At 45.1% G+C, this 19321-nt stretch carries 15 protein-coding genes, 1 pseudogene and 1 other annotated feature; of the genes and pseudogenes, 9 read left to right on the forward strand and 7 right to left on the reverse strand.

Annotation, left to right across the window (positions count from 1 at the left end):
- Positions 1–46: 46 nt before the first annotated feature.
- Positions 47–1246 carry an ornithine--oxo-acid transaminase gene (locus tag QFZ77_RS13260; RefSeq protein WP_307440165.1) on the reverse strand — a complete coding sequence of 400 codons (1200 nt, stop codon included), beginning with the start codon at positions 1244–1246 and terminating at the stop codon, positions 47–49.
- Positions 1247–1771: 525 nt separating this feature from the next.
- Between QFZ77_RS13260 and QFZ77_RS13265 the strand changes: the two genes are divergently transcribed.
- On the forward strand, positions 1772–3190 hold the full coding sequence (locus tag QFZ77_RS13265) for an aspartate ammonia-lyase (protein WP_373462595.1): 1419 nt from the start codon (positions 1772–1774) through the stop codon (positions 3188–3190).
- A 136-nt stretch (positions 3191–3326) separates the two neighbouring features.
- On the opposite strand, the pseudogene QFZ77_RS13270 reads toward QFZ77_RS13265, so the two are convergent.
- The 3 genes and pseudogenes from QFZ77_RS13270 to rocF all read right to left on the reverse strand — a co-directional run bounded on the left by QFZ77_RS13270 (position 3327) and on the right by rocF (position 5524).
- Positions 3327–3707, reverse strand: a pseudogene (locus QFZ77_RS13270) (glyoxalase superfamily protein).
- Positions 3704–4411 (reverse strand): DUF1361 domain-containing protein, encoded by a 708-nt coding sequence (locus QFZ77_RS13275; protein WP_307440167.1) that lies wholly within the window; start codon positions 4409–4411, stop codon positions 3704–3706. Before QFZ77_RS13275 ends, QFZ77_RS13270 begins: the two are co-directional and overlap by 4 nt.
- A gap of 195 nt (positions 4412–4606) precedes the next feature.
- Positions 4607–5524 carry an arginase gene (rocF, locus tag QFZ77_RS13280; protein ID WP_307440170.1) on the reverse strand — a complete coding sequence of 306 codons (918 nt, stop codon included), beginning with the start codon at positions 5522–5524 and terminating at the stop codon, positions 4607–4609.
- A gap of 357 nt (positions 5525–5881) precedes the next feature.
- Here rocF and QFZ77_RS13285 point away from each other — a divergent pair, with 357 nt between their 5' ends.
- The 5 genes from QFZ77_RS13285 to QFZ77_RS13305 all read left to right on the forward strand — a co-directional run bounded on the left by QFZ77_RS13285 (position 5882) and on the right by QFZ77_RS13305 (position 10938).
- Positions 5882–6571, forward strand: a complete 690-nt coding sequence (locus QFZ77_RS13285) for a GntR family transcriptional regulator (protein ID WP_307440172.1) — start codon at positions 5882–5884, stop codon at positions 6569–6571.
- Positions 6572–6694: 123 nt separating this feature from the next.
- Complete coding sequence (locus tag QFZ77_RS13290; RefSeq protein ID WP_307440174.1) at positions 6695–7438, forward strand: ABC transporter ATP-binding protein; 744 nt, start codon at positions 6695–6697, stop codon at positions 7436–7438.
- A complete protein-coding gene (locus QFZ77_RS13295) occupies positions 7438–8319 on the forward strand; it encodes an ABC transporter permease (protein WP_307440176.1) in 882 nt (293 codons plus the stop codon). Before QFZ77_RS13290 ends, QFZ77_RS13295 begins: the two co-directional genes overlap by 1 nt.
- A gap of 101 nt (positions 8320–8420) precedes the next feature.
- Positions 8421–9485, forward strand: coding sequence for an ABC transporter substrate-binding protein (locus tag QFZ77_RS13300; RefSeq protein WP_373462739.1), 1065 nt, complete (start codon positions 8421–8423; stop codon positions 9483–9485).
- A gap of 82 nt (positions 9486–9567) precedes the next feature.
- Entirely contained in the window at positions 9568–10938 is a 1371-nt protein-coding gene (locus QFZ77_RS13305; protein ID WP_307440180.1) for an allantoinase, read from the forward strand.
- 67 nt (positions 10939–11005) lie between these two features.
- Here QFZ77_RS13305 and QFZ77_RS13310 read toward each other — a convergent pair whose 3' ends face one another.
- A complete protein-coding gene (locus QFZ77_RS13310) occupies positions 11006–11440 on the reverse strand; it encodes a hypothetical protein (RefSeq protein ID WP_307440182.1) in 435 nt (144 codons plus the stop codon).
- A gap of 225 nt (positions 11441–11665) precedes the next feature.
- Positions 11666–11924, forward strand: a binding site (T-box leader).
- A 76-nt stretch (positions 11925–12000) separates the two neighbouring features.
- Between QFZ77_RS13310 and ileS the strand changes: the two genes are divergently transcribed.
- Positions 12001–15081: an isoleucine--tRNA ligase gene (gene ileS / locus QFZ77_RS13315; RefSeq protein WP_307440184.1), complete on the forward strand. Its 3081-nt coding sequence runs from the start codon at positions 12001–12003 to the stop codon at positions 15079–15081.
- Between the two features lie 65 nt (positions 15082–15146).
- Here the strand turns inward: ileS and QFZ77_RS13320 are convergent, their stop codons facing one another.
- Both QFZ77_RS13320 and QFZ77_RS13325 read right to left on the reverse strand, forming a co-directional pair.
- Complete coding sequence (locus QFZ77_RS13320; protein WP_307440185.1) at positions 15147–16379, reverse strand: aminopeptidase; 1233 nt, start codon at positions 16377–16379, stop codon at positions 15147–15149.
- A 69-nt stretch (positions 16380–16448) separates the two neighbouring features.
- The gene (locus QFZ77_RS13325) at positions 16449–17222 is read right to left on the reverse strand and encodes a helix-turn-helix domain-containing protein (RefSeq protein ID WP_307440186.1); all 774 of its coding nucleotides are present in this window, start codon (positions 17220–17222) and stop codon (positions 16449–16451) included.
- A 167-nt stretch (positions 17223–17389) separates the two neighbouring features.
- Between QFZ77_RS13325 and QFZ77_RS13330 the strand changes: the two genes are divergently transcribed.
- Positions 17390–18199, forward strand: a complete 810-nt coding sequence (locus QFZ77_RS13330) for a phytanoyl-CoA dioxygenase family protein (protein ID WP_307440188.1) — start codon at positions 17390–17392, stop codon at positions 18197–18199.
- Positions 18200–18315: 116 nt separating this feature from the next.
- Positions 18316–19248: a VanW family protein gene (locus tag QFZ77_RS13335; RefSeq protein WP_307440190.1), complete on the forward strand. Its 933-nt coding sequence runs from the start codon at positions 18316–18318 to the stop codon at positions 19246–19248.
- Positions 19249–19321: the final 73 nt, after the last annotated feature.

The raw sequence follows: 19321 nt of genomic DNA on the forward strand, positions 1-19321 counted from the left end.
AGGGTGCACTTCAAACAAAAGCTAAAGGGCTTTTTATACTTGATTGCTAAGCTTCTTTCAGCACATCATTTACCTGCTGCCAAGCCCAATCGAGCTCTTCCTTCGTAATCGTAAGAGGCGGAGCCAAGCGAATAATGTGCTCGTGTGTTTCTTTGCACAGTAGACCCTTCGCTTTCAGCTCTTCACAGAACGGACGCGCTGAAACCTTAAGGTCAATGCCAATGAACAGCCCCCGGCCGCGAATCTCCGTAATCTGCGGAGATTGAATTTCTTGAAGCCGCTTCAGGAAATAAGCGCCAAGCTCATCCGAGCGCTCTGCGAGCCGCTCGTTAAGGGTGACCTCCAGCGCCGCGATGGCGACGGCGCAGCCGAGCGGATTACCCCCGAACGTCGAGCCGTGGGAGCCCGGCTCGAAAACATCAAGAACCTCTCGATCACCGGCGACCGCCGAGATCGGGAACACGCCGCCGCCAAGGGCTTTGCCCATGATGTACAGGTTCGGCGTTACGCCTTCCCAGTCGCAGGCGAAGCGGCGACCCGTACGGCCGAATCCCGTCTGGATTTCGTCCGCGACGAACAATACGTTATTCGCCTGACATAGCTCATAACATTCCCGCAGGTAACCGGCCTGCGGAATCACAATACCAGCCTCGCCTTGAATAGGCTCGAACAGGAAACCCGCCGTGTTCGGCCCGATGGCCTCACGCAGCGCCGCCGCATCCCCGTAGGGAATAATGCGGAAACCCGGCGTAAAAGGCCCAAAGTCGCGTTGATATTCCGGCGACGAGGAGAAGGAAGTGATCGTCACTGTCCGTCCGTGGAAATTCCCTTCACAGACGATAATTTCTGCTTGATCGGCGGGGATTCCTTTCACTTCGTAGCCCCACCGACGAACGGCTTTTACAGCGGTTTCGACCGCTTCGGCCCCAGTATTCATCGGTAAAATCATCGGCTTACCGGTGTAACTCGCTAATTTTTCATAAAACGAACCTAATGTCTCGCTATGGAAAGCTCTAGATGTCAGTGTAACCTTCTCGGCTTGCTCATGAAGCGCTCTCAGAATGTGAGGATGACGATGTCCTTGATTTAAGGCGGAGTAAGCGCTAAGCATATCCATGTAACGGTTGCCTTCCGGATCCTCGACCCATACGCCTTCCGCTCTCGATATCACGATAGGCAGCGGATGGTAATTGCGTGCCCCGTATTTTTCCGTTTTTTCAATAATCATCGAACTCGTCGTATCCATAAGTATTCCTCCCTGACGTGCAGCTTGTAAGCCAAACTCGCCGGCATTCTCTGTATCTTTCTAATTGTCTCACATAGCGAGCTTGTTTTAATCCATTGTATTCGTCAACTCATGAACGTTGCAATATAAATCCTATGAGGTAAATCCCCTATGCGTTTGTGCTTCTCTTAGCATATATAAATACATAGCTTTAGACAGTGATACAAGTCTTCACGAAATTGGCCAAGTTCAATTATTATGTGCAAATCCTTATGAATTGTTGCGATTATGAGAAGACTTGAAATGTCAAAATAGGAAATATTATTAGAAGCGGGCTAAATTGATCAGTGGTCAAAAATTTATTACAGAACATGTCAGATATGTGCAGGATTCTGGAAAGCGGTCGCGAATTCTTCAGTTGAGCGCTTATGAATGCCATACATTGCGTTCAGTTGGTCTAGCGGCAGAGAGTTAGAAGGATTCTCGGAACACCTACTTCGCAACGTCGAGCAATATACTTTGTAGAAAAAAGGAATGGTGTCTACGATGACTCATCGCATTGAAAAAGACTTTATAGGTGAAAAACAAGTTCCATCCCAAGCTTATTACGGCATTCAAACGATGCGTGCATTAGAAAATTTCCCAATTACGGGAGTTAAAATTCATGCAGAGCTCATTACAGCTTTGGCAGAAGTAAAAAGGGCAGCTGCAATAGCGAATATGGAAACACATATGCTGCCCAAAAAAATCGGCGAACAATTAGTCAAAGCAGTCGAAGAAGTGAGACAAGGTCAGTTACTTGAGGAGTTTATTGTTGATTCTATTCAAGGTGGAGCCGGAACCTCCATCAATATGAACATGAACGAAGTGCTTGCTAACAGGACGTTGGAGCTGCTTGGGGAGGAAAAGGGAAATTATTTCCATTGCAATCCGAACAATCATGTCAACATGTCGCAATCCACAAACGACGTTATCCCTACCGCCATCAAGATTGCCGCTTACCGTTTATCTGAGCAATTGATAGAGACTATGACTTCACTTCAGAGTGCTTTTGCCCGTAAGGAAACGGAATTTGATGATGTTATTAAAATGGGGCGAACGCATCTCCAAGATGCAGTTCCTATTCGTATGGGCCAAGAATTCGGCGCTTATGCACGTGTCCTCCAGCGTGATATCAACCGTATTCGCCATGCTTCTAAGGGACTTTTGACCGTTAATATGGGGGCTACTGCTGTAGGAACGGGGCTTAATGCGAAGCCTGAGTATGTGGAACGCGTTATGTTTCATCTAAAAGGGCAGGTGGGAATACCCATTGAACTAGCCGAGCATTTGGTCGACGGTACCCAAAACATGGATGCCTACACGGAACTCTCCGCTTCCTTGAAAGTATGCGCCGTGAACCTTTCAAAAATATGCAATGATATTCGATTAATGGCTTCAGGTCCACGCGTCGGCTTAGGGGAGCTGAAACTGCCGCCGAGACAACCCGGATCTTCCATTATGCCAGGTAAAGTCAACCCTGTTATGCCAGAGGTTGTGAACCAAGTGGCGTTCCAAGTCATTGGCAACGATCATACCATCTGCTTGGCCTGCGAAGCAGGTCAATTCGAACTTAACGTAATGGGGCCCGTACTTGCGTTTAACCTTCTACAATCGCTGAAAATACTGCGGAACGCGGCTGACGTGTTCGAGCGCTTTGCGATTGAGGGCTTGGAAGCCGACCGCGAGCGCTGCGCGACTTACGTCGAGCAAAGCTTTGGCATCGTCACAGCCTTAAACCCGCATCTCGGCTACGAAGTCGCCGCGCAATTAGTGAAAGAAGCTGTGCGCACTGGCATGACCCTCAAAGAGCTCATCCTAGAGCGCGGGCTGCTCACACCTGAGGAGATTGAAGAGATCCTCAATCCAATTCAGATGACCACGCCGGGCATCGCAGGCGAGAGATTGCTGCAGCCTGCCGACTAGGGCTGGGTGAAGCAAGTCTCGGTTTGTATAGAAAAACGCCCCGACTTTTTGAGTCGAGGGCGTTTTTTGGGATTTCAAAAAGAATCGTCTAGGGAACGTCTGCGCGGCCATATGAATCAAGAGGAACGACGATGCCTTATTTATTTAAATATGTACCTTTTTTAAGCTTATTCCCAAACGGATCCGTGATGCAGACTTCTCTGGTATACCATGGGCTCTTTTCAATACCGGGGCGAGAATACTTATATTTCTTTTTCAATAAACCAGTATGAAAAGCTACTATGTCCACGATTTCTATCCGAACCGCTGCAACCGGGCTGCAATCCCCATAATGCTCAGACAAGTGTAATTTACATTCGCCTAAACTGACCTCCATGTAAAGCGGCATCTCACTCTCAAAAGCGATGCTCCCACGCTAACGAAAACCCAAGTAATCGATGTAGAATTCCTTTGCCTTATTCTCATCGAACATTCTAAAAATGGGCGTGACTCCTTTAATAGTTGTTATAACAATCATATCCTTATTTTTTCGTTTGTGTAAGGACCTGAATGTCTTGAGCCGCCTATGGCATTTACGAGTACATAAAAGGTTACGTAAACCGTCATGATAACAAATCCGACTAAAAAGCAGAAAACGAAGGCTTCTAGATGCAGAGTATTTCGTAGGATATCCAGTATTCCGCTTTTGAGTAAAGCGTCCCAACTGTTTAAGCGATATTCTCTTCCCAAAAGTATGCCATACCCGGATAGAAGCGCGGTCAATGCGATGATGAGCCATGAAACAAAGTGATTGAATCGCTCTTTCCATATTTTTTGAATCATGTACATGGAGCTGCATCCTAGCAATAGGCCATTCCATGCAAATAAGAAGATGATAAAAAAATCATACCAATATTTAAAGGAGAGCGTTCCTTTTTGTACATAAGAGTCCTTCAAAATCGTTAAATGAATGAAATCCGTAATGACATACGGAGAGTTAGGCAGGAATAACAACCAGGCTAAACCGATCATGATCAAAATGAACTTTTTCAAGATCGTAGGTTTTCGAGTATGTATAAAATAGGCTGCCGCTGAAAGAATGTACGGAATCCAAGCAAGGAATAAATTCCAAATTAGAAATTCAAAGTAGGTTTGGTTTTTGAACAAAAAGTAGACCCCGATTGTGGAAAGCGAGAGCAAGATCAGAAAGAGATGCAAGTACCAGTGATTCAAGGTTTTCATTGTAGGCTCCACACTTGGTCTATGTATTTGGCAATGAGTGATGCCACCCCACCCAAGATTATGTCTATATCTTACATTTATTTACTACCTGTAACAAGCAAATAACCCGTTATCCTCGCAATTAGCGGAGAGTAACGGGTTTATTTCATTCGACGTGTGGTGAGCCTCGCGAAATCATCTGTCAATTGTTTCAACTTATAGAATCTGCTTGCCCAACAAGGAGCTGATTAAGCCGACGGCTAAGTGGGATGTTTTGTTATTATCGTCGAGAAGAGGATTCACCTCAACGAATTCGGCTGAGGTCACAATGCCTGCTTCATGCAGCATCTCTACGGCCAGATGAGCTTCGCGGTAATGAAGTCCACCTTTTACAATCGTGCCTGTTCCAGGTGCTTCAATCGGATCCAGAGAATCGACGTCAAAACTAACATGCACGCCGTCTGTTTTCCTGCTTATATAGTCAATGGCATCTTGCATAATGTAAGCCATTCCTTTGCGATCAATGTCATACATGGTATAGCATTTGATCCCCAAAGAGCGAATGAGTTTCTTCTCGCCCTCATCGAGGGAACGTGCTGCAATAAGGACGATATTCTCTGCTTTCACTTTGTCATGATTGCCCATAATGCTGGTTAATAAGGGATGCCCCATCCCTAGACTGACGGCCAATGACATCCCATGAATATTACCGGATGGACTTGTATCGGCTGAATTTAGGTCGGAATGAGCATCGATCCAGATGACGCCCAAGTTTTGATAATGGCTGGATAATCCAGCTAATGTCCCGATAGCTATGCTATGATCGCCGCCAATGACGAGAGGAAAGCGTCCTTGCTCCACAACCTGAAAGACTTGCTCAGCAAGAAGAGTGTTTACCTCGACTACCTCCGCCAAATACTTGAGGTTGGTTTGATCAACTTCAGCTGCCAAAGGAGTCGCTTTATCGTCCGGCAGACGGATATCAGCAATATGATCGATTGTGATATCCATTTGCTGTAGACCTCGTATTAAACCTGCTTGTAAAATGGCTTTCGGTCCTTTGCTGGCTCCGCGTCGACCTGCTCCAAGATCAAATGGCACAGTAATCGCAGCAATTGTCGGCTTGATACTCATGCGATCAGCTCCTCTTGTTCGGGCTTCAGATAAAGCTTCGTTTGTAATTAGATTATCATAACCCAGCTCATAATTGGAGATTTTAATTTGGTTCCTGTGGCAATTGCTGCCGTAAGCAACAGCTTAACTCTTTTATAAAAAGATATGTTAGAAAATATAACATCATATGAGCAAAAATATAATAAATGCAAGTGTAAATAGCCATTTTTTATCATCAAAAACAAAGTTAACGTGATATATTGTTTGTTATTCTAAAAGATGAGGCTTTTAGTGTTATGTATATTGACATTAAATCTTATTTTCATTACGATCATGGTGAATTAAACAATTCATCAGGGGATTGGAGAACAGGTCCTTATGTTACAAGCAAATGAACTAGACATGTATACCGCAATTAAGGATGCCATTATCGAACAAAAGCTTCGTCCCAATATGCAGTTAGTCGAAGAAGTGCTGGCAGAATCTTTTGGAGTGAGCCGCACACCTGTACGCAATGTACTCCGCCGACTGGCGAGTGAGAAGTTAGTAACCGTCATTCCTTACAAAGGTACTTTTGTTGCTTGCCCATCCACACATGAGGCTAAAGAAGTGTTCGAAATGCGCAGAGTGATTGAAGCGGCGGCGATCCGCAAAGTGTGCGGTACGTTAACAGACGATCAGTTTCAACAATTAAAAATAATGCTGGATGATGAGCATGAAGCGCATAAGCAGGGTGATCTACTGGGAGCTCTACGAATTACGGGTGATTTCCACCTCCGCATTGCTGAATTAGCGAGCAATTATTACTACTATCATTATTTGGAAGAATTGATTGCACTCACTTATGTGATTATCGCCTTTTATGGGATGAAGAAAAATAGGTATTGCCATGATCATGAGCAAATTTTAGCGGCCATTAAGCTAGGGGATGCGGATTTAGCTGAACGATTGATGGTTGAACATTTAAGCGAGATTGAAGCATCTTTGGATTTCGAAGAACATGGTGCGAAGCCGCATTCACTTACAGATATTTTTAAGTCCAGAAGTTATGCAGCCGTCAAAAGATAAATGAGTTGTAACCTTTTTTTTTAAGGAAGATTGTATACAATTTTGTGTGTGATTTTGAGCGTTAATTGCATACAACATGCGAATGCTTCGAACAAAGTTGAGAGCTATGGAAGGGGCGATGGAATGAAATTAACGGCGAAGCAAGTGGGGAAGAGCTTTGGAGATCGCGTCGTGCTTAAACAAGTTGATTTAACGGTGAATTCTCATGAATTTATTTGTATCTTAGGGCATAGCGGTTGCGGTAAATCAACACTTCTCAATATGGTGGCCGGATATTTGCTCCCTGATGAAGGTGAAATAAAGGTCGATGGTGAGATGATAAAAGGCCCATCGAAATCAAGGGGAATGGTCTTTCAGGATCATGCTTTGTTCCCTTGGTACAATGTTCTCGAAAATATTTCATTTGGGCCTGAAGTACAAGGCGCGTCCAAGGCAAAAGCCAAAGAAATCGGCAAGGAATTCCTGAGTCTGGTTGGACTTGAAGCCTATGCGAATCATTATCCAGCCGAATTATCTGGCGGTATGAAGCAGCGAGTAGGAATTGCTAGAGCACTTGCGAGCTCACCAGAAATTTTGTTGATGGATGAACCATTCGGTGCTCTCGATATTTTGACCAGGGACATGATGCGTAGAGAGCTTAGGCGCATATGTGCAAAGCTTAGACCGACTATCCTATTCGTTACACACAGTATTAGCGAAGCAGTCTATCTAGCTGATCGGGTGGTTGTGATGAAGGATGGCGAAATTGCAGAGACGTTTTCCATCGAAATTGAGCATCCACGCACGTTTGAATCTCCTGGATTTAGTAAAGCGATGCGCAGCATCGAGCGGATTTTGATGGAAGATGAAACAGAGGAGGCAATCTGATGAGTGAAACATCGGTAACGGTCGTTGCTGACAGTGATTTGCTTCCAACTGGGACTAAGCATGTAGAGCAGCTGAAGAAGCGCAAAGGGGTCAAAGAAAGTTTTATGCAGAGATGGAACATCATGCCGTTCGTTACCTTTTTCGTTCTTTGGGAAGTGTTTTCTCAGTTAAATGGTAGATTTGCTTGGTTTAATCCGATATTCCTACCTCCACCAACCCTGATTGTATCGGATGCCTGGGTACTGGCGAAGACGGGGATCGTGTTAGAAAGTTTAGTTTCCAGTTCTATTCGTATTGCTTTGGGATTCGTCATTGGCTGCTTATTCGCTGTATTGTTCGGAGTGTTAATGAGCAAATTCCGAACGTTTGAACGCTGGATGTCGCCAATTCTCAATCTCGTAAGTCCGATTCCAGCCTTGGCTTTGCTGCCGCTATTCATCATCTGGTTCGGTATCGGAGAGTTTCCCAAAGTTCTGCTAATAGCTTGGACAACATTCGTTCCTGTACTTGTTTATACGGTTGACGGTTTTAAGTCAGTGCCATCTACACTCATTCGATCTGCCCTTAGTTTAGGCGCTTCAGAGCGGCAAATCTTTACCCGGGTTATGATTCCATCGGCGATTCCGAATTTTATTGTAGGTGCGCGGGTCAGTCTGGGTCTGTCTTTCTCGGCTTTAATTGTCTCTGAAATGATGGGCGCGAAATCAGGGCTTGGTTATATCATCGTGGATGCCAGAAATTATTTCAAAATTTCCAACATGTTTGTCGCCATTATTTTAATTGGCTTGTCATACAGTTTGTTTTCAGGCTTAGTGAAAATTTTGGAAAGGAGGGTCTTGGCGTGGCGTAAGGGTGGCATGAGAGATGCTGTTGAGAAATAGAAGCAAATGATGACCCAAAAAAAGAGAAGAAAAGTGGAGGGAAACACATGAAAAACAAAAGAATATGGGCTCAATCTTTCTTGGTATTCGTTACGGCAGCTATGGTAGTGACAGCATGTAGTTCCAAACCAACGACGACAAGTACAACGGCTCCCGCAGCAACAACAGCTGTTGCAGCGACAACAACAACACCTGCAGCTACGGCTGCCGCGGCGGCAGTTCCGGAAATGAAAGATATTACGTTAGTCGGCGTACGTGATGCACAGATTTCCTCTCAACAAATTATTGCAGATAAGCTTGGCTATTTCAAAGAAACTGGATTAAATGTGACCAGTCAACTGATTGAAAGCGGACCGGATATCGGACCGATGGTTGCCGGCGGCAGCGCGCCACTCTCGATTCAAACGAATTTTATGGACATTATTCTAAAATCATCGAACGTTCCTGTGAAAATTGTTACACCCCTAGCGCAAATTGCGGGTACGCAAGCTGTCGTCGGTTCCAAGAAATTAGAACTGAAGACATCCAAAGACTTAGAAGGCAAGACGATTGGGATCCCCAACGGAGCAGACGTGAAGATCGCAATTGATAATATGGGTAAAGAGCTTGGTGTAGATGTAAGCAAAATAAAATACGTCAATATAGCGCCAAGTGATGCGGTAATTGCTTTGCAAAAAGGTGATATTGATGCCCTGGCTTGTTGGGAACCGTTCATTACCAAAGCGATTCAAGGTGGAGGCAAGTTCTTGTTCAGCGGAACGAAGAGTGAGCTGCCTGACAAAAAAGGCGACGTGAAATGGATGAGCGTTCATACAACGATGCAGGTTTCTGACGATTTTATTAAGAAAAATCCGAATACGATTAAAGCTGTGCTTGCTGGTCTCAAAAAGGCGACGGATTATATTAACAAGAACCGCGATGAAGCGATCAAGATTCTTGCTCCTGAGCTTCACTTAAGTGTTGAAGAGCTGACGCAAATTATGAGCCGAAATGTATACTCGATGGAAGTAGATGACACTTACGTAAATGGCAGTAACGGTGCGGCCGTAGGTGAATATCTAAAAACTGTAGGTAATATTAAAACCATTCCGAAACCAGATACTTACCATGATTTGAGCTTGTTGAAAGCTGTAGATTCATCACTTGTTAAAGTTGAATTCAAATAAGTAAGTTCATGTTCAGGGCCGAGACAGCATGCTTGTTTCGGTCCTGAAGATTATGAATGTAAGTACAGTCGAGGTGAACAGGGTGAGCGAATTATTAGATGTGATCATTCGAAACGGCTCCGTTGTTTTGCGAGATGAAGTCCGTTTTTTGGATATAGGTATTAAGAATGGCAAGATTTCGCAATTAGATGAGCGGATTACGCTGGAAGCAGAGCAAGTTGTTGATGCTTCCGGCATGGTCATCATGGCTGGTATGATTGATGTCCATGTCCACTTGAATGAACCCGGAATGGGGGACTGGGAAGGATTCGCCACGGGTTCTGCCGCATTAGCCGCAGGCGGATGTACCACATACATCGACATGCCGCTTAACGGCGTTCCGCCAACAGTTACCGTCTCCGCGATGGAGATGAAGCTGGAAGCTGCTCGCGAACAATCATCGGTCGATTACGCCATATGGGGTGGACTGGTGCCGGGGCATCTGGGTGATTTGGAGGCCATGAGTGAAGCTGGTGTCATTGGCTTCAAAGCTTTCATGTCTTCGCCGGGTGACCCGGACGAGGATGCATTTCGTGAGGTAGATGACCTCACCTTGTGGGAAGGGATGAAGCGCATTGCGCGAATGAACCAAGTGCTGGCGCTTCATGCTGAAAGCGAGTCACTTGTTTCACGCTTAGGGCGGGAGAAGCAAGAAGAAGGCAAAGTCACGGCCAAAGACTATACGTCCACACGCCCGATTCTTGCTGAGCTCGAAGCAGTGAATCGAGCACTCTTTTATGCAGAGCAGACAGGGTGTCCCCTGCATTTCGTTCATATCAGCAGCGAGGCTGCTGTGAAGATCATTATGGAGGCGAAGAGGCGTGGGGTTAACGTGACGCTGGAGACTTGTCCGCACTATTTAATCCTAACGGAGGATGACTTAGAACGAATAGGGCCTACGGCCAAATGCGCGCCTCCACTGCGTAGTGAAGAGGAAAAGGAACGGTTGTGGGAAGCTTTGCGCCGGGGTTATATTGATATGATTTCATCGGATCATTCCCCTTGTCCAAGTACATTGAAGGAATCTAGCAATTACTTTGAAGCATGGGGTGGCATATCGGGAGCGCAAAGCTCACTAGAACTTATGATTGATGAAGGACACTTGAAGCGGGGGATCGGGCTTAGTCAGTTAAGTCATATGCTGTCCTACGCGCCGGCTGAGCGATTCGGTCTTCTTCCTAACAAAGGAGAGATCCGTCTAGGCGCCGATGCAGATCTTGTGATGATTTCACTGAATACCCCATATGTGCTGCAAACGGAACACTTATTGTATCGCCATAAGCATAGTCCTTATGTAGGGAAGGAATTGGGGTGCAAAGTGCGGGCTACCTGGAGCAGAGGGAATCTTGTCTATGAAGAAGCGAAGGGGATCAGTGCTGTGAAGGCTGGCAAATGGTGTCCAAGGAAGATATAGTAGGTACGTCAAATAAAGCAGGCGCCGCGGCGACCTGCTTTATTCATTTAGGTATTATATCATTGGCTTAATCCGAGAATGCAATTGCATTGAAACTTTCGATTCCAATACGAGTGGCTTCTATTGTACAGAATAGAAACAAGGTATATATGAGTTCATTTGTTGGAGGGTAAGGAACATTGTAATCGGAAGCATTGATTGTGACGACTTGAATAGGAGAAACAGTGTTTCCAGTACCATAAATAGCATTAGCGACTGGCACGCCAGTCAAATCTGTTCCGCGAACAATAATAATAACCATTACCGTATCTATTGTTAATGGCTCTGGGAGTTTAAGTTCAGCAATTCCTGTGAATTGTACTCGGATGACTCCACTTGCCCCGCTGACATTTAAGCCAACTACCCCGATAGGCGTCGGTGTATTAGCTGGTAATATTGTCGTTGATTCGAGGTCGCTGTAACTTTTATTTTGAGATGTTCTAGCATCCAATAATTGTGTCATTAATAGATACCTCCTTTTTAGTAGAATACAACATTGTATGAGTACAAGCAGGATACAGCTTGTGTATATGCTGATTTCGTTGTAAAACAATGAAATTATTGACGATATTACACGAAAATGGGTTGTTGAACGAAGATTACGGCATCACGAAAAAAACATGTTTAAGTAAACTTGACATTCAATGAAGTTGATGTAAAAATGTATTAATTGATGTTCTTAATTAATGTAAATTCATTGACGAGTACGAGTACGCTAATCCCCTTGATTTCCAGAGAGTTGGTCTAGAGCTGAAAGCCAACATTCAAGACTTAGCCGAAAATCCCCTCCGAGAAGGTAAGCTGAAGGAAGATTAGTAAGCTGACCCGGGATCCCGCCGTTACAAGGGCCGCGTATGATAGTACGTAGAACGAGAGCTATAATGATCATATCCTTATGATCATTACGGAACTAGGGTGGTATCGCGAGATGTAATCTCGTCCCTTACGGGACGGGATTTTTTTGTTTTTTACAACGTTTCACGATTAGCCGCAATCATTTTATTAGAGGAGTGTGTGTTACACATGAGAAAAATTGATGTGAAAGAAAAAGCGAGAACCCGCGAACTGCGCGTTCTTGAACAATGGAGAATGAATAGTACATTCCGCAAGTCGATCGAAAATCGCAAAGGCAAAGCGAACTTCGTTTTTTACGAAGGACCGCCGACGGCAAACGGATCACCCCATATCGGACACGTGCTTGGGCGTGTTGTGAAAGATTTCATCTGCCGCTATAAAACAATGTCTGGGTACCAAGTCATCCGCAAAGCTGGTTGGGACACGCATGGCTTGCCCGTCGAGCTTGGCGTGCAGAAGCAGCTTGGTATCTCGGGAAAACAAGAGATTGAAAAATATGGAGTAGCCGAATTTGTTGAGAAATGCAAAAGCAGCGTATTTGAATATGAAAAGCAATGGCGTGAACTGACCGAAGCAATCGCATACTGGACGGATATGGATAACCCCTATGTTACGTTGGATAACGACTATATCGAGAGTGTTTGGCATATTTTATCCGAAATCCATAACAAAGGACTGTTATACAAGGGGCACCGTGTAAGCCCTTATTGTCCAGACTGCCAAACAACGCTCAGTTCTCACGAGGTTGCGCAAGGCTATGAAGACGTGAAAGATTTAAGTGCCACTGTGAAATTCAGGAGTAAAAACGGACAGGAAATCTTTCTGGCTTGGACGACGACTCCATGGACACTACCTGCAAACGTAGCGTTGGCCGTAAATAAAGACATGGATTATGTCAAAGTGAAACAAAATGGTGAAGTGTACATCGTCGCGAGAAATCTTGCAGAAAAAGTATTCAAACAAGACTACGAAATATTATCAGTGCATAAAGGATTGGAATTCGTCGGCACCGCCTACGAGCCTCCTTTTGGCTATATTAGCCCAACCAAAGGACATATTGTTGTAGACGCTGACTATGTTATGGATACGAGTGGTACGGGTATCGTCCATATAGCTCCTGCGCATGGTGAAGATGATTACCGAACTGCCCGCCGACACGAACTAGATTTTGTGAATGTAGTGAACTTGGCAGGACGTTACAATGATCAGATCACTGACTTCGCTGGACGCTTCGTCAAGGATTGTGACGTCGATATCGTGAAAAACTTGTCTGAACGCAGCTTGCTATTTTCCAAGGAGCGCTATGAGCATAGTTACCCTTTCTGCTGGCGCTGTAAATCCCCGCTGCTCTATTATGCGATGGAGAGCTGGTTTATCAAAACGACCGCAATTAAAGAGCAATTGATCGAAAACAACAGTAAAATCGACTGGTATCCTTCCCACATCCGCGAAGGGCGCTTCGGCAAGTTCCTTGAAGAGCTGGTTGATTGGAACATCAGCCGTAATCGTTATTGGGGTACTCCGCTTAACGTTTGGTTATGTGGGGATTGCGGAGCGGAATATGCACCGGGAAGCCACAAAGATTTGCGGGAAAAATCAGTAAAGCCAATTGACGAAAGCTTGGAGCTGCATAAGCCCTACATCGATGAAGTGAAACTGCGCTGCTCATGTGGAGGCGTTATGGAAAGAACTCCTGAAGTGATCGACGTTTGGTTCGATAGCGGATCTATGCCTTTTGCGCAGTACCATCATCCATTCGGAGATGAGACGTTGTTCAATGAGCAATACCCTGCGGATATGATCTGCGAAGGGATTGACCAAACAAGGGGCTGGTTCTTCAGTCTACTTGCTGTTTCAACGTTGTATAATGGCAAATCGCCTTACAAAGCCGTTCTTTCTACCGGACATGTACTGGACGAGAACGGACAAAAAATGTCTAAAAGCAAAGGTAACGGCATCGATCCATGGGAAATCATAGATGAGTTTGGTACGGATGCATTTCGATGGGCCCTGCTGTCAGACAGCGCACCTTGGAACAGCAAACGTTTCTCTAAGCAAATTGTTGCCGAAGCGAAATCTAAAGTGGTCGATACGATTAATAACACACATGCTTTTTATGTGTTATATGCAACGATTGACCAATATAAACGCGAAGATCATCCAGCTCAAAAGCACGCGAATGAATTGGATCGTTGGATATTATCAAGACTAAACAGCACATTGCAAAATGTATGTAAGGGCCTGGAGATTAACGACTTCTTAAATCCGGCGAAGCAAATCGAAATGTTTGTGGACGAGCTGAGCAATTGGTACATCCGCCGCTCTCGCGACCGTTTCTGGGGCAGTGAAATGACAGTTGATAAAGTGTCAGCGTATCAAACACTGCGTGAAGTGCTGCTAACACTTTCGCGGATGATAGCGCCATATGCACCACTCATTGCCGAGGACATATTCGGTAACCTCGGCGGCGAAGGCAGCGTGCATTTGGCGGACTATCCGAGAGAGATCCATTCAGCAATCGATACAAAGCTCGAAGGTGAAATGGAAACCGCACGGCAGATCGTTGAGTTGGCTCGAAATATTCGGAATGATACAGGTATCAAGACCCGGCAGCCTCTCTCGGAGTTGATCGTTTCGCTTGATAGCAATTTCGATCTAAGTCGTTTCGAGGAAATCATTAAAGATGAAATAAACATCAAAGAGATCCGCGTAGAACAAAGTGACAGCGGCATTATTGACTTCAACGTGAAGCTGAATCTTAAGGTGGCCGGGAAAAAGTATGGCAAATTCGTTGGCCCTCTGCAGAACCACTTGAAGCAATTGTCTGCCTCGGAAACCAAACAAGCGGTCGATAACGGTTTTCTTAAAGTAATGATCGACGGAGAGGAATTCCATATCACAATTGATGAGATGCTTGTGGAAAAACAAGCCAAGGAAGGGTTTGCTTCTGCTTCCAGTAACCAGATCACGGTAGCCTTAAACACATCCATAACTGCAGAATTGGAACAGGAAGGTCTTGTACGGGAAATCATACGTGCCATTCAGGATTACCGTAAAAAGCTGGAGCTGCCTATTGATAAGCGAGTCGATCTTGTTCTCGATGTCAATCTGGCGTTGAAAGAAGCGTTGGAGCGTTTTAATCATGTTCTGCTAGAGAATGTACTGCTTGCCAGTGTACGATATGCGAAAGAAGAAAAAATGGAATCCATCTTGATTGGGGACAACAATTTCCGCCTGCTTATAGAGTAACTGAAAAAGGGGTAGTACCTGGAGACATGGTTAACATGACTCCCGGTACTACCCTTTTTTAATTTCTAGAATGCCCAATTCCCCTTACGGAAAATGGGTTCAATCGTGCCATCTGCATGTTCGCCGTCAATATCCATTTCGGCAGAGCCGATCATGAAGTCAACGTGAATCAGACTGTTGTTAAGGCCAGCTTTCTCTTGCTCTTCCTTGGATAGCGAAGTTCCGCCTTCGATGCATGTAGGGAAGGCTCTGCCAAGGGCCAAGTGATTAGAGGCATTCTCATCATACAGAGTATTAAAGAAGATCAAGTTGGAGTTCGAAATAGGTGAAATATGCGGCACGAGTGCGATTTCACCCAGATAATGTGCTCCTTCATCCATTTCAATCATCGCTTGAAGCGACTCGAAGCCTTGTTCTGCCGTGTAGTCAACAACACGTCCGTTATCGAAGGTGACTGTGAAATTGTTGATCAAATTACCTTGATAGCTCAATGGTTTCGTGCTGCGCACAGTACCCTGAGTACCCATTCGATGAGGGGAAATAAAGACTTCCTCCGTTGGGATATTCGGGTTGAAATCGAAGCCTCCCGTCCCATTCGTGGCGGAACCGCCTCGCCATATATGATTAGCAGGCAGCTCGACCGTTAGCTCTGTGCCTGGGGCCTGGTAATGGATCTTACGAAACTGTTTCTCGTTAAGCTGTTCTCTTTTGCTCCGAAGGATCGCATTGTGCTCGATCCAAGTTTGCACCGGATTTTCTTGATCTACGCGAGTGGCTTGGAAAATCGCGTCCCATAGAGCACTGATCGCGGCTTCCTCTTCCAAATGAGGAAACACTTTCTTCGCCCAAGCAGAAGAAGGCGCGGCGATGATCGACCATGTCATCTGATAGGAGGACATGCTTTCTCTCCATTTAACTAATTTCGCGCCTGCGGCTTTGGAATTTGCAGAAATGCGACCTGGATCGATATCCTTCAGCAATTCAGGATCATCAGCATCGATCCATAAATAGGCGCCGTTATGATCGACTAGCTCTTCCAGCGCTTGCGCTCTCCATGATGGATACTCATGAAATGCTTCATCAGGCGCGTAGGTATATTTGATTTGTGTGCAGATTTCATCCTGCCATTCAATATGTACATGTTTGGCTCCAGCTTGATAAGCTTTACGGGCAATGAGTCGAACGAATTCGGGATGATGAATGGGGGCATTAATCCAAAGCGCTTGGCCGGATTGAATGTTCAAGGCGACGCGGACGGTTAGCTCCGCATATTTATCAAGATTACTTTCAAAAGACATAGGAATCCTCCTCTTTTTTCTAATCTTGCTTGCAGTTTATCCTGCCAAGAGTCAACTGTCAAATAAATTTTACCGTCGTTCTTTCATGAATGTACTTGGGTTCATGCCATGCCATTTGCGGAATTGATTGGTGAAGTGATTATAGTTTTGAAACCCCACATCATAACAAACCTCCGAAGCGCTCCGTCCGGTATGTTCTAGCATTAGCACGGCTTGTTGTATCCGCATCCGATTGAGCGTATCAATAATGGAATACCCTGTGCTGGTTTTGAAAAGATGGGACAGTCTCGAAGGGGAGAGCCCGACAGTCTGAGCCAAATCTTCAATCCGAATAGGTTGACGCATCTGTTGGGACAGCAGGTGGAGAACCTCCTCGATTCGTGCATCAATTTTTTTATTTGTTTTCTGAGCCATGATAAGGAGAATTTCCCGTAAAGAGCTGCAGCATAGTTCGAACCAATATTCACCGCGCTCTCGGGAATCCTCCAGTATGCGTGTGAAAGCTTGGTGGATGCGTTCGCGAATCGACTCACTTTCGATGGTAAGGATAAGCGGCTCTTCATCCGGCAGCAGATTGGTTTCTGTGAAGATCGAAGGGAAGTGTACCCAGGCAAAATGCCAGGTATGATCTTTTTTCGTTCCGTAGTGCTGCGGTATTCCTGGTTTCAGCAATGTGAGGTCTCCCGGCCTGCAGTTTCGTTCATTGCCTGAATGGTTAATGTAACCTTCACCTTCAAGTGTGAAAGTAAGGAGCCAATCGCTTCGTCCCTGGGGCCGCTTTGTTACATACGTATCTTGCTCTAGGTATTGTCCGGCTAAGAAGGAATTATCATCGAATTTCATATCGCATGGTCCCTTTCGTCATTTGCATAAATTTACTACAAGTATATCAGGAAATAGCAGGATTGTATGAGTAGTTAGCATCATCCTTACTTCAATGTCTGCGGAGCTTTCGATATGATTATGTCATAAGGGAACACAATCCTAACTTACTCATGGAGGGGACCAACATGTCACGGACAATGCTTAAGCTTTCAATTGAACAAAAACAGCAATTCGAATCGGAAGGTTATTTAATCGTAAAAGGATTGTTTTCGGAGCAAAATTTGGCCGAAATTGATGATACTTTTGAGGGGATTAGCCGCCATACGGTACCGGGTTTATTTGAACCGGATTTACAAGCGGATGGATCCGATCCGTTAAAAAGATATCCGCGAGTCATGCATCCACACCGCTTTAATGAGACGGCAAAGAAATATATGCTGCACCAGCCAGTTATGGATGTATTAGCAGATTTGTATGATGAAGAATCGCTAGCCGCGCAAAGCATGTTTTATTACAAGCCACCGGGCTCTCGCGGCCAAGCGCTTCACCAGGATAATTTCTATCTGCAGGTCGAACCGGGTAATTGCATAGCAGCGTGGACGGCCATTGATGCTGCAGATGAGGAGAATGGCGGCTTACTCGTTGTACCCAAAACGAATGCATTCGAAATCGCTTGCCCGGATATCGCGGATGCCAAAGAATCATTTACGACTCACTACGTGAAGCCGCCGAAAGATGAAAAAGCGATGCCTGTCATCATGCAGCGAGGCGACGTTCTCTTTTTTAACGGGAATCTTATCCATGGCTCTTATCGAAACAAAACGAAGGACCGATTCCGTCGAGCGTTCATTTGTCATTATGCGAACCAATCGGCAACCCATATTAGCGATCATTATCGTCCTTTGTATCGGCAGAATGGAGAGACTGTTGATTTAGAGGTCAACCCTAATGGGGGGCCATGCGGCGAAGAATTCCAAGCGGTATATCCTCACTAATCTTTCATCTAGCCATAAGGGATCGATCTGACATCCACGGATGTTGGTCGGTCCTTTTTTTACATAGTATGGAATCATTTCAATTGTTTACACTAGAGGAGGGGGTGATGGCGTTCATGAGTTATAGTTGGATACTGGGTTTGTTGCTTCTTGCGCAGCAGAATGAAGTGCCATTTCGAATAACGAATGACAATATGGGTCATAGCTTAGCGAATGTACAGAGGGAATCGTATACAATCAATCTTCTGGATATGCCAATCATTGATAATGGACGATTAGATCAGCTTACGAATGAACTCGATAAGAACATGTATCGTAAACCGATCAATGCAACCATTAATGCTGAGGGGGCAATCGTGAAGGAGATTGCAGGTTCAAGGTTGAATCGTCAAGCTTTTGTTGAGCAATTTTATGAGCATTATTATCGTGAGGGTCCGATGCAATTTGAAGTGCCCCAGTTATCTGTATATCCCAAAGTAGACAGTGAGCTGCTAGCGAATATTCGTGTGCGTCCTATTGGTTATTATGTAACCTATTTTAATTCGAATAATAAATTTAGATATACGAACATCAAGCTTGCCGCTCAAGCGATTAATAATTATGTTGTTCAACCGAATGAAACGTTCTCTTTCAACCGTGTTGTTGGCGTTCGGACGCGAGGAAAGGGGTATATGCCGGCAAAGATCATTGTAAGGGGGGAATTCTCTGAAGGGATTGGCGGAGGCATTTGCCAAATTTCCTCTACGCTGTATAACGCGGTGGATCGCGCGGGTCTCAAAATCGTAGAAAGATATTCGCACAGCAGATCTGTCCCCTATGTTCCGCCGGGCAGGGATGCTACTGTAAATTGGGGAGGTCCTGACTTCACCTTTAAGAACAACTACAATCAACCTATCTTGATAAGGGCTCAGGCATTACCTGGCCGGGTCTTCGTTACTATTTCGTCCTCTGATGTCATTAACTATAAGCCGCGGCATGTTCCAAGTGCATCTGATAATCTGCCTGAGGAAATACAAGCGGGGACAAACGTAGGTCAGCCTGTTCCGTAAATGATAAGCTCCGTTCCAACGTGATTGTTGGTGTATGGGGCTTTTTGTTTGTTTGAGACTGAGTTATGGCTGA

The sequence above is a fragment of the Paenibacillus sp. V4I3 genome, from assembly GCF_030817215.1.
Lineage (GTDB): Bacteria > Bacillota > Bacilli > Paenibacillales > NBRC-103111 > Paenibacillus_E.